General features: G+C 64.7%; 14 protein-coding genes. All 14 read left to right on the top strand.

The features are described from left to right. The first annotated feature begins 24 nt into the window (after positions 1–24). The 14 genes from BLS61_RS15155 (at position 25) to BLS61_RS15220 (ending at position 13,359) form a co-directional block, all read left to right on the top strand. Positions 25–921 (top strand): LysR family transcriptional regulator, encoded by an 897-nt coding sequence (locus BLS61_RS15155; protein ID WP_090432219.1) that lies wholly within the window; start codon positions 25–27, stop codon positions 919–921. 39 nt (positions 922–960) lie between these two features. Beyond that, a complete protein-coding gene (locus BLS61_RS15160) occupies positions 961–1,224 on the top strand; it encodes an EexN family lipoprotein (RefSeq protein ID WP_090432221.1) in 264 nt (87 codons plus the stop codon). A 364-nt stretch (positions 1,225–1,588) separates the two neighbouring features. Further along, on the top strand, positions 1,589–3,586 hold the full coding sequence (locus BLS61_RS15165) for a conjugal transfer protein TraG (protein ID WP_090432223.1): 1,998 nt from the start codon (positions 1,589–1,591) through the stop codon (positions 3,584–3,586). Beyond that, the gene (locus BLS61_RS15170) at positions 3,583–4,044 is read left to right on the top strand and encodes a ribbon-helix-helix protein, CopG family (protein WP_090432225.1); all 462 of its coding nucleotides are present in this window, start codon (positions 3,583–3,585) and stop codon (positions 4,042–4,044) included. The genes BLS61_RS15165 and BLS61_RS15170 overlap by 4 nt, the downstream gene beginning before the upstream one ends. Continuing rightward, positions 4,041–5,069 (top strand): P-type conjugative transfer ATPase TrbB, encoded by a 1,029-nt coding sequence (gene trbB, locus BLS61_RS15175; protein WP_090432227.1) that lies wholly within the window; start codon positions 4,041–4,043, stop codon positions 5,067–5,069. The genes BLS61_RS15170 and trbB overlap by 4 nt, the downstream gene beginning before the upstream one ends. Further along, on the top strand, positions 5,066–5,440 hold the full coding sequence (locus BLS61_RS15180) for a TrbC/VirB2 family type IV secretion system protein (RefSeq protein ID WP_090432229.1): 375 nt from the start codon (positions 5,066–5,068) through the stop codon (positions 5,438–5,440). Before trbB ends, BLS61_RS15180 begins: the two co-directional genes overlap by 4 nt. After that, on the top strand, positions 5,437–5,706 hold the full coding sequence (locus BLS61_RS15185; RefSeq protein ID WP_090432231.1) for a VirB3 family type IV secretion system protein: 270 nt from the start codon (positions 5,437–5,439) through the stop codon (positions 5,704–5,706). The genes BLS61_RS15180 and BLS61_RS15185 overlap by 4 nt, the downstream gene beginning before the upstream one ends. Before the next feature lie 15 nt (positions 5,707–5,721). After that, positions 5,722–8,172: a conjugal transfer protein TrbE gene (gene trbE, locus BLS61_RS15190; RefSeq protein WP_090432233.1), complete on the top strand. Its 2,451-nt coding sequence runs from the start codon at positions 5,722–5,724 to the stop codon at positions 8,170–8,172. Then, positions 8,169–8,906: a P-type conjugative transfer protein TrbJ gene (gene trbJ, locus BLS61_RS15195; protein ID WP_090432236.1), complete on the top strand. Its 738-nt coding sequence runs from the start codon at positions 8,169–8,171 to the stop codon at positions 8,904–8,906. The genes trbE and trbJ overlap by 4 nt, the downstream gene beginning before the upstream one ends. A gap of 13 nt (positions 8,907–8,919) precedes the next feature. Further along, complete coding sequence (gene trbL / locus BLS61_RS15200; RefSeq protein WP_090432237.1) at positions 8,920–10,104, top strand: P-type conjugative transfer protein TrbL; 1,185 nt, start codon at positions 8,920–8,922, stop codon at positions 10,102–10,104. A gap of 12 nt (positions 10,105–10,116) precedes the next feature. Then, positions 10,117–10,821 carry a conjugal transfer protein TrbF gene (gene trbF, locus BLS61_RS15205; RefSeq protein ID WP_090432239.1) on the top strand — a complete coding sequence of 235 codons (705 nt, stop codon included), beginning with the start codon at positions 10,117–10,119 and terminating at the stop codon, positions 10,819–10,821. Further along, on the top strand, positions 10,818–11,804 hold the full coding sequence (gene trbG / locus BLS61_RS15210) for a P-type conjugative transfer protein TrbG (protein ID WP_090432241.1): 987 nt from the start codon (positions 10,818–10,820) through the stop codon (positions 11,802–11,804). The genes trbF and trbG overlap by 4 nt, the downstream gene beginning before the upstream one ends. Positions 11,805–11,806: 2 nt before the next feature. Beyond that, positions 11,807–13,084, top strand: a complete 1,278-nt coding sequence (locus tag BLS61_RS15215; RefSeq protein WP_090432243.1) for a TraB/TrbI/VirB10 family type IV secretion system protein — start codon at positions 11,807–11,809, stop codon at positions 13,082–13,084. Further along, positions 13,081–13,359 carry a DUF2274 domain-containing protein gene (locus BLS61_RS15220; protein WP_090432245.1) on the top strand — a complete coding sequence of 93 codons (279 nt, stop codon included), beginning with the start codon at positions 13,081–13,083 and terminating at the stop codon, positions 13,357–13,359. Before BLS61_RS15215 ends, BLS61_RS15220 begins: the two co-directional genes overlap by 4 nt. Positions 13,360–13,391: the final 32 nt, after the last annotated feature.

Consider the following 13,391-nt stretch of genomic DNA (forward strand, 5'->3'; position numbering starts at 1 on the left):
TGCTCTCAAGGAGAGGATGGGATAATGGAACTTCGCCACCTTCGCTGTTTTCTAGCCGTTGCAGAGGAACTGCACTTTGCCCGTGCTGCTGAGCGGTTGCATATCGAGCAATCACCTCTGTCGCGTGCAATCAAGGAGCTGGAGGAGGAGCTGGGGGTCCAGCTTTTCTTGAGAACCACGCGAAGCACCAAGCTCACGCATGCCGGACGGCTGCTCCTAGAGCATGTGCCGCGTGTCTTCATTGCACTGCAACAGGCGCGCGACAGCGTAAAGGCCGCTGCCAATGGTTTTCGAGGCCAGTTGCGGATGGCGCTTTCTGACGGGATATCCCCATCACGCTTTTCCTCTTTCCTGGCGCTCTGTCGGGAGGAGGAGCCGGAAGTCGAGATTCGCCTATCTGAAGTGCCATTGGCCCAACAGATCAAGGGGTTGCTCGAAGATCTGTACGACGCAGGTTTTGCTCAGTCGGACGAGGTCGGCGATGGCATCGTCGCCACTCCGGTCTGGAGCGAGCCACTGATGGTGGCGGTGCCTGTTCGACATCCCATTCTGTCGTACAAGCGAGTCCCGGTGGAAGAGCTGCTGCGCTACCCCCTGGTGCTCTGCGATCCACAGGTTTGCGAGGGGCACGCGCGGCAAGTCGAACGCTTTCTGCGCCAAAGCGGATCGGAGCCTCTGGTCGCGGAGCAAGTGGCCTCTTGCGACCTCATGATGGCACTGGTGGCTGCGGGTTTTGCGTTGGGTTTGGTGGGTGAGTCGAACATCGCAACCTGCAGGGAGCCTGGAGTGATAGGTCGTCCACTGGCAGGGGTATGCCCGCTGCTGACCACTTACCTGTTGCACTCGACACGTGAGCCACCGGTGGCGTTGAGCCGCATCATAGAGCGGGTACAGACCATCGAATCCGTTGAAGCGACCTAGCGCGAACAATCCGCCACAGAGCAATGGAGGAGTTGAGCCATGCAGAAAACTTTCCTGATTCTCTTTGTTCTGGCCCTGACTGCCTGTGGTGAACCCGGCACGCAGGTACCATCAAGGATACCCTCGGTAGATGAGCTGGCAGCCGATCCTGATGCGCTGAAAAAGCTGCGCCAGCAGTGCAAGATGGGGCGAGACGAGCTGGGTGACCAGTTGTGCAATCGCGTTGCCGAAGCCACGCGCAAGCGATTTTATGGTGACGGGACGGTGCCCTATACGCCCTCGGATGAGCCGCCAAGGTTCTAACCGGTATGAAAAAGCCCCGCCGGATGGCGGAGCGTATTCATAGAGGCCCCGAGGGGGCAGCGGCCCCTTGTCGCAGAGACGGTCTCAGGGAAGACCGTGCCCAAACCTTAGCCCAGCGTTCGACAAGATCAAGCCCAAGGCTCAGGTCGCACGAAGGGAAGTGAAAGCGTTCAGCCGTCTGTTTCCGCAGTTCGCAATACGCTAGGAGTTGCGGTGGTACTCCTTATTTCGCCCTCGCATGAATTGATGCGCTCCAGTCCAGTTTTGTCCCGATAAAGGTCTTTGACCGGCACTGCCTCGGCACCGAATCTCGACCATGCAGCCAGCTTTACGGGCTGTATTCACGGGGACTCGGAGCAGGGAAATGCAAGGGACGAATGTGCTGTTCGGACAGGTCGCCGCCGTGTTCGGCATCGTGATCACCGGCGTGTGGGGTGCCACGCAATGGACAGCCGCCACCCTGGGCTACCAGGTACGCCTGGGCACGCCCTGGTTCGAGTGTTTCGGGACGCCGGTCTATCACCCGTGGCGGCTGTTTGAATGGTGGTTCTTCTTCGGTGCCTATGCGCCGCAGGTTTTCGACATTGGTGGTGTCATCGCCGGTGCCAGCGGCATGGTGGCCGTGGGCGTCGCCATCGCCATGTCGGTCTGGCGCGCGCGTCAGTCACGCCAGGTCACGACCTATGGCTCGGCGCGCTGGGCGGAGTCCGAAGACATCCGCAAGGCGGGGCTGGATCGTCCGGCTGGTGTCTTCCTTGGACAATATGACGATCGATACCTGCGTCACGATGGGCCGGAACATGTCCTGGCCTTCGCACCGACGCGATCAGGCAAGGGCGTGGGGCTGGTGGTTCCTACGCTGCTGAGTTGGCCAGCGTCTGCCGTCATCCACGACATCAAGGGCGAGAACTGGAACCTCACCGCCGGCTGGCGTTCGCGCTTCTCGCACTGTCTGTTGTTCAACCCCACCGATCCACATTCGGCTGCCTACAACCCTCTGCTGGAAGTGCGCCGGGGTGATCACGAGGTGCGTGATGTGCAGAACATCGCCGACATCCTGGTCGACCCGGAGGGCGCGTTGGAGCGCCGCAACCACTGGGAGAAGACCTCGCACGCGTTGCTGGTCGGCGCCATCCTGCACGTGCTCTATGCCGGCGAGGACAAGACATTGCGTGGCGTCGCCAACTTCCTTAGCGACCCTGAATGTCCATTCGAGGTGACGCTGCACCGGATGATGACGACCCGGCATCTGGGCGACGGGACGCATCCGGTGGTGGCATCCGCCGCCCGCGAGGTGCTGAACAAGAGCGAGAACGAACGCTCGGGAGTGCTGAGCACCGCCATGTCGTTTCTTGGGCTGTACCGCGATCCCACGGTGGCGCAGGTGACCTCGCACTGCGACTGGCGCATCGCCGACCTGATAGCCGCCGATCATCCTGTCTCGCTGTACTTGGTGGTGCCGCCTTCGGACATCAGTCGTACCAAACCGCTGATCCGCCTGATCCTCAACCAGGTCGGCCGGCGCCTTACCGAATCACTCGACGGCAGCGATGGCGTGCAACGGCGGCACACCTTGCTTCTGATGCTCGACGAGTTCCCCGCACTGGGCCGTCTGGATTTCTTCGAGTCGGCGCTGGCGTTCATGGCTGGCTACGGCTTGCGTGCATTCCTGATTTCGCAGTCGCTCAACCAGATCGACAAGGCCTACGGGCAGAACCATTCCATCCTGGATAACTGCCATGTGCGGGTGACGTTCGCCACCAATGACGAACGCACGGCCAAGCGCATTTCCGAGACGCTGGGCACCGCGACAGAACTGCGCGCGCAGCGCAACTATGCGGGCCATCGGCTCGCCCCCTGGCTGGGGCACCTGATGGTGTCGCGCCAGGAAACGGCGCGGCCGCTGCTGACCCCGGGGGAAGTCATGCAGTTACCGCCAGACGAGGCGGTGGTGATGGTGTCCAGCGTTGCACCGGTCAGGGCCAGGAAGCTGCGCTACTACAGCGATGTCAATTTCAAGCGGCGAGTTCTGCAACCACCGACTCTTGTGCTCGGACGCTACGCCGATGCACCGCCTGCGCGTGCGGACGACTGGAGCGGACTGGCTCGGCCACCGGCGCCAGCCCCTTCGGTAATCGGTGAAGGCCATGCGACCTGCTCGCTCGACGATGGCGGCCCGCGCCGCCAGCCAGAGCTTTCCGAGGCCGTCACCTACAACCCCGAGCAGAAGCCTGCGTGCAACGACCTGGCCCTGCTCGATGACGACGACTCATCGCCTGTTCTCCCTCGCCAGTTCGATCCTGCCATGCAGCGTGTTGCCCGGCTGGCTGCCCTCGACCCCGACGACGGAATCCAGCTATGAGCCAGTACCGCCTCAATCTGTTTATCCAGCCTGAGCATGCCCGCCGCCTGGACGAGTTGGCTGCCAAGAAGGGCGTGTCCAAGTCTTCCATCGTCGCGGCGGCCCTGGCGTCCTGGTTGTCGCCGGAGGCCGGCGATCAGCGCGAGGCCGCCATCGCCAAGCGGCTGGATCGCCTGTCTCGCCAGTTTGAGCGCTTGGAGCGCGACCAGACCATCGAGATCGAGACGCTGGCGTTGTTCGTGCGCTACTTCCTGACGGTCAGCACGCCCGTCCCTGAGGCACACCAGGAGGCCGCCAAGGCCCAGGGCAAGGCACGCTTCGAGCAGTTCGTGGAGCAACTCGGTCGCCACTTGGTGCGGGGACGCAGCCTGGCGCGAGACGTGATGGAGGAGTTGCACCCTAGCGGCCCAAGCGCGAATGAGTCGGTACAGGGCGAAGCGCGGGAGCAAGCGTCATGAGCGCAGCGCCGCATTCGTTCATTGCCGATACGCTGGATCGGCGTATCCGCATGCTGCGCACGGCGATGGGGCCATTGATCGCCGCCGCGCTCGAGGATCCGGATGTGGTCGAGGTCATGCTGAATCCCGACCGCACGCTGTGGGTGGATCGCCTGTCTTCGGGGCGCGCGCCGCTAGGTGCGGAGCTATCCGAAGCGGACGGAGAGCGCATCATCCGCCTGGTGGCCGCCCACGTCGGTGCGGAAGTGCATCGTGGCCAACCGTTGCTGACTGCTGAGCTGCCGGAAACCGGAGAGCGCTTCGAAGGCGTGCTGCCACCGGCGGCGCCGGGGCCGGCCTTCGCCCTGCGCAAGCGGGCCGTGGGCGTCATACCGCTGGAGCGCTACGTGACGGACGGGATGATGAGCGCCACCCAAGCCGCCTTCCTGCGTAGCGCGGTGCGCGAGCGGCAGAACATCCTGATCGCCGGCGGTACCAGTACCGGCAAGACCACTCTGGCCAATGCGCTGCTCGCCGAGATCGCCGCCACCGGCGACCGTGTGCTGGTGCTCGAAGACACCATCGAGCTGCAATGCGCCGCGCGCGACCACGTGCCGCTGCGTACGCGCGCGGGCGTGGTGTCCATGCGCGAATTGGTGCGCGCCACCATGCGGCTGCGTCCCGACCGCGTGGTGGTTGGCGAGGTGCGCGGCGGTGAGGCGCTGGACCTCGTCAAGGTATGGGGCACTGGCCACCCAGGCGGTATCGCCACCATTCATGCCGGATCCGCCCAGGGCGCTCTGCTGCGCCTGGAACAGCTGGTGCTCGAGATCGCCCTGAATCCGCCGCGCGGGTTGATCGCTGAGGCGGTCAACGTCGTGATCTTCATCGCTGGTCGCGGGCGCTTGCGCCGTATCGAGAGCATCGCTCGTGTGACCGGTTTCGACGATGCCGGTTACCACCTGTCGGATGTGCTGGGAGGCTCGCTGGGTGACCAGCTCACGCCTTTTTTTCTGTCCCCGACCGAACCTGGAGAACTGCCATGACGCAGATAAACGCCCGTGTTTCCCGTTATGCCTCACATCCGGCTTTGTACCTGCGTCGCTCGTTGGGGGCTGCGCGCCGCCGCCTGCTGCTGGTCGTTGTTATGCTGATGACAGCCGGCACGGCGAGAGCCGCCGGTTCTTCGATGCCTTGGGAGGGTCCGCTCGAGTCCATCCTCGAATCGATCCAGGGGCCGGTCGCGCGCATTGTGGCGGTGATCATCATCATTGCCACGGGATTGGCGCTGGCCTTTGGCGACACCTCGGGCGGATTCCGCAAGTTGATCCAGATCGTCTTCGGCTTGAGCATCGCCTTCGCGGCGTCCTCGTTCTTCCTGTCCTTCTTCAGCTTCTCCGGCGGGGCCGTCGTATGAGCACCGGAAGCGACCTGCCGGGCTTCGAGGTGCCGCTGCACCGCTCGCTGACGGAGCCGATCCTGCTCGGTGGCGCGCCGCGCACGGTGGCCATCGCCAACGGCACGCTGGCCGCGGCCGTCGGGTTGGGCCTGCAGCTCTGGTTGCCGGGGCTGGTGCTGTGGCTGATAGGACATGCGCTCGCGGTCTGGGGCGCGCGGGTCGATCCGCAGTTCATGCAGGTGTTCGCCCGACACCTGAAGCACAAGCCACTGCTGGACGTGTGAGGGGAGGGCGCTGCGATGCTGAACCTTACCGAATACCTCCAGCGCCCGGCGCTGCTCGCCGACTGGCTGCCCTGGGCCGGCTTGGTCGCCCCCGGCGTCCTGCTGAACAAGGATGGCTCGTTTCAGCGCACGGCACGTTTCCGTGGCCCCGACCTCGACAGTGCGACGCAAGGCGAATTGGTGACCACCACGGCACGGCTGAACAACGCGCTGCGCCGGCTCGACGCGGGTTGGGCGCTGTTCGTAGAGGCTGAGCGCTGCCCAGCAGCGGGTTATCCACACTCGGATTTCCCCGAGCCGCTGTCCTGGCTCGTGGACGAGGAGCGTCGCGCGACCTTCGAGGAGTCTGGCAACCACTTCGAGAGCCGCTATCACCTCACGCTGCAGTACCTGCCGCCCGAGGAGTCGCATGCCCGTGCCGCCATGCTGATCTATGAAAACACCTCGACGGCAGGTGTGGACTGGCGCGAGCGCCTCACGGCCTTTATCGGTGAGACCGAGCGCATCTTCGACCTGCTCGCGGGCGTGATGCCGGAGATCGACTGGCTGGATGACGGCGAGACGCTGAGCTACCTGCATGCGACGGTCTCGACACGACGTTATCGCGTCGGGGTTCCGGAGGTTCCGTTCCACCTCGACATGCTGCTGGCCGACGTGCCGCTGCTCGGTGGCCTGGCGCCGATGCTGGGCGATGAGCACCTGCGTGTGATTACGCTACGCGGATTCCCGACCTCGACCTGGCCGGGAATTCTGGATGACCTCAACCGGCTGGGCTTTGCCTACCGCTGGGCTACACGCTTTCTTTGCCTCGACAAGGACGAGGCGGAAAGGGAGCTTAGCCGCCTCCGTCGCCAGTGGTTCGCCAAGCGCAAGAGCGTGCTGGCGCTGCTGCGCGAGACCCTGTTCCAGCAGGAGAGCCCGCTGCTCGATACCGATGCCAGCAACAAGGCGGCCGATGCAGACGCCGCCCTGCAGGCGCTGGGCAGCGACCAGGTTGCCTTCGGCTTCCTGACCGCGACCGTGACGGTGCTAGATGGTGACGCCGACCTGGCCGACGAGAAGCTGCGCAGGGTGGAGCGCGTCATCCAGGGACGAGGTTTCGTCACGGTTCCGGAGCGTCTCAACTCGGTGGAGGCGTGGCTGTCATCCATTCCGGGTAACGCCTACGCCAATGTGCGCCAGCCCATCGTCTCGACGCTGAACCTGGCGCACCTGATGCCGCTGTCGGCGGTCTGGGCCGGGCCGGAACGTAACAACCATCTCGACGGGCCGCCACTGATCGTCACCCGCACCGAGGGCGCGACGCCGTTCCGACTGGTGACACATGTCGGCGACGTGGGGCACACGCTGGTTGTCGGTCCTACGGGCATGGGAAAGTCGGTCCTGCTCGCCACGCTGGCGCTGCAGTTCCGCCGGTACCCAGGTTCGCGCATCTTCGCCTTCGACATGGGCCGCTCGATGCGCGCAACCGTGCTGGGGCTGGGTGGCGAGCACTATGACCTGGGCGCCGATGGAGCGATTGCCTTTCAACCGTTCGCACGCATCGACGAGGAGGGCAGTCGCACCTGGGCGGCCGAGTGGGTCGAAGGGCGTCTGCTGCAGGAGGGTGTAGCCGTCGGCCCCGATGAAAAGGCAGCTATCTGGTCGGCGCTCGGCAGCCTCGCGGGGGCTCCAGTCGAACAGCGCACGCTCACCGGCCTGTCAGTGCTGTTGCAGTCGAATGCGCTTCGCCAGGCGCTGGCGCCCTATGTGCTCGGTGGCGCGCACGGCAAGCTGCTCGATGCCGATCTGGACTATCTGGGCATGGCCGATGTGCAGTGCTTCGAGATGGAGGAACTGATGCACAGCAAGGCGGCGGTGCTGGCCGTGCTGGGCTATCTGTTCGCGCGCCTGGAGGAGCGCTTCGATGGCGCGCCGACGCTGTTGATCCTCGACGAGTCCTGGCTATTCCTCGACGACCCGGTGTTCGCCGCGCGCATTCGTCAATGGCTCAAGACGCTGCGCAAGAAGAATGTCAGCGTGATCTTCGCCACGCAGTCGCTCGCCGACATCAAGGATTCCAGCATCGCCCCGGCGATTATCGAAAGCTGCGCCAGCCGCATCTTCCTACCCAACCCGCAGGCGACGGAGCCACAGATCCGCACGATCTACGAGGGCTTCGGCCTCAATGCGCGGCAGATCGAGATCGTCGCTACCGCGCAGCCCAAGCGTGATTACTACTACCAGTCCCGTGCGGGCAATCGACTGTTCGACCTCGACCTGGGGGCTGTCGCGCTCGCGTTCGCTGGTGCCTCAAGGCCCCAGGACCAACGAGCCATGGACAACGTGCTTCGCGATACCGGGGTGCCAGGCTTCGCCGCCGCCTGGCTGCGCCATCGCGGCCTCGATTGGGCGGCCGAGTTGTTGTCGTCCGCGCCATCCGTCGTCCCCTCTCTTGCCGCCCAAACCCTGGAAACTTCGCCATGAAAGCCCGCGCGCTTTTCACGTCTCTCGCCGTCGTACTGTCGGTCTCGTTGTTGGCCATTCAGCCCGTGTCGGCACTCACCGTGATCGATCCTACCAACCTGGTGCAGAACACGCTGACGGCGGTTCGTACCCTGGAGCAGGTCAACAACCAGGTGCAGCAATTGCAGAACGAGGCGCAGATGCTCAGCAACCAGGGGCGCAACCTGGCCAACCTCGATTTCAACGTTGTTAGCCGGTTGCGCGCGTCCCTGGCCAGGAGCGAGCAACTGATCGCAGAAGCGCAGGGCCTTGCCTACGACGTGCAAAGCCTCGACAGCGAGTTTGCCCGGCTGTACCCGGACGAGTATGCCGCTACCGTCAGCGGCGACCAGATGTACCGGGATGCCCGAGAGCGCTGGGAACACGCCATCAATGGCCTGCACACCGCGCTGCGCATGCAGTCGCAGGTGTCACACAACCTGGGCGAGGACGAAAGCGCGCTGGCAGACCTGGTCGGCCAGAGCCAGTCGGCCACCGGTGCACTGCAGGCCATGCAGGCGACCAACCAGCTGCTGGCCCTGCAGGCCAAGCAGTCCATCCAGGCGCAGCAGCTCCAGCTCACCCAGGATCGGGCCGCCTCCCTGGAGCTGGCGCGGCAGGCCGCGGCCAGCCAGCGGGCTCGGGAGGTGCGCCGCCGTTTCCTGGGCGAGGGTACGCCGTATACGCCGCACGCGGTGCAGTTCTACGGGTATTGATGGAGGTTTCGCCATGAATGACGTGACGGTTATCGACCGCTTCCTTGATACGTTCTCGCGCTACATCGACTCGGGCTTCGGGCTGCTGCAAGGCGAGGTTGCCTACCTGACCGCCACACTGATAGCCATCGACATGACGATCGCCGGGCTCTACTGGTCGCTCGGTCACGCCACCGGCCAGGGCGAGGACGTGATGGCGAAGTTGATCCGTAAGGTGCTCTACGTCGGTGCCTTTGCCTACATCATCGGCAACTTCAACTGGCTGGCCGGCATCGTCTTTCGTTCCTTTGCCGGGCTGGGCCTCGCGGCGACCGGCACGCTCAGAATGGAGACCTTCCTGCAACCGGGGCGCCTGGCGAAAACCGGCATCGACGCGGGCGCGCCGATTCTGGAGCAGATTGGTGAACTGACGGGCTTCCCCGAAGTATTCGTCAACCTCGATCCCATCGTCATCCTGTTCCTGGCCTACCTGGTGGTCATCGTCTGCTTCTTCGTGCTGGCGATTCAGCTGTTCATCACCCTGATCGAGTTCAAGCTCACCGCGCTGGCGGGGTTCGTGCTGGTGCCGTTTGCGCTGTGGAACAAGACCGCGTTCCTCGCCGAGAAGGTGCTGGGCAACGTGGTGTCCTCCGGCGTCAAGGTACTGGTGCTGGCAGTGATCGTCGGCATTGGTACCGGGTTATTCGCCGAGTTCCAGGTGCACCCCGACGAGCCCTCCATCGACCATGCGCTGGTCGTCATGCTGGCCTCGCTGGCGTTGCTCGCCCTGGGCATCTTCGGCCCGGGCATCGCCACCGGGCTGATTTCCGGAGGCCCTCAGTTGGGGGCAGGGGCAATGGCTGGTGCTGCGCTTGGCACGGCTGGTATGGCCGTCGCCGTGGGCGCCGCGGCAACTGGTTTTGGTACCGCAGTCGCCGCCGGAGCTCGCATGGCGCCGGGAGCGAAGCTGGCGGCCGGAATGCGCTCGCTCAAGGATCGGTTTGCTGCTGGAGGCGGAGCGTCATCTGGTGGCGGTGCGGCCGCCGTGAGCAACACGACCCAGGTTGCCACCGATGCCAAGGCGCAACCCGCCTGGGCCAGGCGTTTGCAGCGCCGCCAGCAGATCAGCCATGCCGCCACCACTGTCGCGCACACGCTGCGTGGCGGTGACAGCGGCGGGTCGGGCAGTGGCCCGAACCTGCGGGATTCGGACGCATAGGGAGGATGGACCATGCGCTTCAGACGACCGCGGGTGCGCTACGCCGAGACACCGCAACCCGCTACCCCTTACCAGGCCGCTGCCCAGGCGTGGGACGAGCGTATCGGCTCGGCCCGTGTGCAGGCGAAGAACTGGCGCCTGATGGCCTTCGGCTGCCTGGTGCTCGCCCTGCTGATGGCGGGTGGACTGGTCTGGCGTTCGGCGCAGTCCATCGTTACTCCCTACGTGGTTGAGGTGGATAGGTCCGGCCAAGTGCGCGCGGTCGGCGAGGCCACCACACCCTATCGGCCGGCCGATGCACAGGTCGCCTACCACCTGGCGCGCTTCGTCACGCTAGTGCGTTCGTTGTCCATCGATCCGATCGTGGTGCGACAGAACTGGCTCGACGCATACGACTACACCACCGACCGGGGCGCGGCGGCGCTCAACGACTATGCGCGCACCAACGATCCATTCGTCCGCGTGGGCAAGGAGTCGGTGACGGTGCAGGTCAGTAGCGTCGTGCGGGCCAGCGACGCCTCCTTCAACGTGCGTTGGACGGAGCGGCGCTTCGTCAACGGCGCGCCTGCTGGAACCGAGCGTTGGAACGCGGTGATCTCTATTGTCCTGCAAACCCCGCGCACCGAGCAGCGACTGCGCAAGAACCCCTTGGGTATCTACGTCAATGGGCTGTCGTGGAGCCGCGAGCTTGATGCCTCTGAAGGAGCCAAGCCATGAACCTGTTCTTGCGTAAATCAGCGCTCCCCCTGGTCCTGCTGGCCTTGGCCGGCTGCTCCAGCCAGGGCAAGCCGCCTCCGCGCATCTCGCTCGACGAGCCGGTGCAGGCGCAGCTGTTGCCCGAGCCGCCGAAACCGGTGGAAGTGGTGGCGGTGCCGAAGGTGCTACCGATGCCAGGGCAGATGAAGCCATTGCCGGACGAGGCCGGTCCTGCCCCGGAACCGGCCGACGAGAAGGTAAGGGTGTCACGCGCGAATCAGGAGGCGAGGGTGGCGCCCACCCGAGAGGGCTACGTCAATGCGATCCAGGTCTGGCCCTATAGCGACGGCGCGCTGTACCAGGTCTATGCCGCGCCGGGACGGGTGACGGTGATCACGCTGCAGGCCGGTGAGGAGCTGGTGACGGTCGCAGCTGGCGACACGGTGCGTTGGATCGTCGGTGACACCTCCAGCGGCGCCGGCGAGGCGCTGCGCGTCAACGTGCTGGTCAAGCCGATCCGCTCGGATCTGAAGACCAATCTGGTCATCACCACCAGCCGGCGTACCTACCTGATCGAGCTGACTTCGACCGAGAGGGCCTGGATGGCCTCGGTGTCCTGGGACTACCCGAAGGACCGGATGCTGGCCCTGCAGCGCCAGGCGCAGGCTGCACAGGCGACCGCACCGATCAATACTGGTCTCTCGCTGGAGAAAATCCGCTTCCGTTACGCGATCAGCGGCAGCAGACCGCCGTGGCAGCCATTGCGTGCTTTCGATGATGGCGAGAAGGTCTATATCCAGTTTCCCGCAGGCATCGCCCAGGGCGAACTACCACCGCTATTTGTCATCGGCCCGCAAGGCGATGGGCAACTGGTCAACTACCGTTTCCGCTCGCCGTACTACATCGTGGATCGGCTGTTTGGCGCGGCGGAGCTGCGCCTGGGCGGCGACAAGGGCGACGTGGTGCGCATCGAGCGCACGGATGGCGTGGCGCGGGGGAACTGAGCATGAGCCAGGACGATACCCCCGACCTAGCCGCTCCGCCGGCCGGCAAGGTCCCGCCCGAAACAGTCGCGCTCCGTGCTCAGCCACGCCCGGTCACGCGGTTGAACCGGCGTACCCTGGCGCTGCTTGCAGGTGGGCTCTCCGCTGCTGTGCTGGGGGCAACCATTTGGTCCTTGCAACCACCGAAGTCGCGGGGCGGGAACGATCCGGCCGAGCTGTACAACGTCGACCGGGTTTCGCGCCCCGAAGGGCTCGACAGACTGCCCTCGGACTATTCCAAGCTACCACCGCCTCCGCCCGAACTGGGGCCGCCGCTACCGGGCGACCTTGGCCCCGCCATCGTGCAGTCGCAGCGACCTGCGGCACCCAGCTACACGACACCCGGACACGATCCCGCCGAGGCTGAGCGGCTGGCGCGGCTGAAAGAAGCGGAGGAGGCAGCAGCCTCGTCGGTGTTTTTTCGCACGGGTGGCGAGCGCCCAGCCATGGCTGTACCTGCACAACCTGTCGCAGATGGAGCAACACTGGCGGGCTTCGATCCGCTGGCCTCCGGTCCGGCGTCGACCGCAGCGCAACCCGCTGATCCAACAGCTGTGCAGAACCGACAGGAGCAGAAAGAGGCATTCCTTCACGCAGGCACTACGGAAACCCGCAATTCTGGGAACCTGCAGCTGCCGGCGTCGCCGTACCAAGTCATGGCCGGCACGGTGATCGCTGGTGCGCTGGTCACGGGCATCAAGTCGGATCTTCCGGGTGACGTGATCGGCACGGTGACGGAGCCGGTCTACGACACAGCGACCGGCAAGCACCTGCTGATCCCGCAGGGCTCGCGCATCCTCGGTCGGTACAACAGCCAGGTTAGTTATGGGCAGAGCCGTGTGCAGGTGGTGTGGAATCGCATCATCCTGCCAGACACGTCCTCACTAACGCTCGACAACCTCGTGGGCACTGATCCGGCCGGTTATGCCGGCCTGGAGGACGGAGTCGACTGGCATTGGGATCGCGTCTTCGCCGGCGCGGCGCTGACGACGCTGCTGGGCATCGGCGCCGAGCTGGCCGCGCCGGAAAACCGCCAGGATGGTGATCGCATCATCATCGCTGGTCGTGATGGCCTGCAGGACAGCGTGAACCAGGTCGGCCAGGAGATGACCCGGCGCAACATGAACATCCAGCCCACCTTGACCGAACGTCCGGGCCTGCCGGTGCGGATCATCGTCAACCGGGACCTAGTGCTTCGTCTTTACCAGCCGCTGTTCTTCAATCGAGGAGCTTTCCGATGAGCACAACACGCAAATTGCGCCTTGGGCCGCTGCCCAAGACCGAGAGCGTCAAGCTGACTTTCGCTTGCCCGGCCAGCCTGAAGGCTGACCTAGACCGTTACGCGGCGCTACATGCAGAGGCCTATGGTGAGAGGGTTGACGCTATGATACTGATTCCGCACATGCTGGAGGCGTTCATGGCAGGAGATCGAGGGTTTCGCCGCGGAGTCGCTACGCGCAAGACCACCGCGCAAACAGGAGCTGTTCCGATCAGCCGAGAGTCCCACGCGGACTGATGATCGTGCTGTCCTCTGCGGCAGGTTACTCT

This window comes from Ectopseudomonas guguanensis (assembly GCF_900104265.1).
GTDB lineage: Bacteria > Pseudomonadota > Gammaproteobacteria > Pseudomonadales > Pseudomonadaceae > Aquipseudomonas > Aquipseudomonas guguanensis.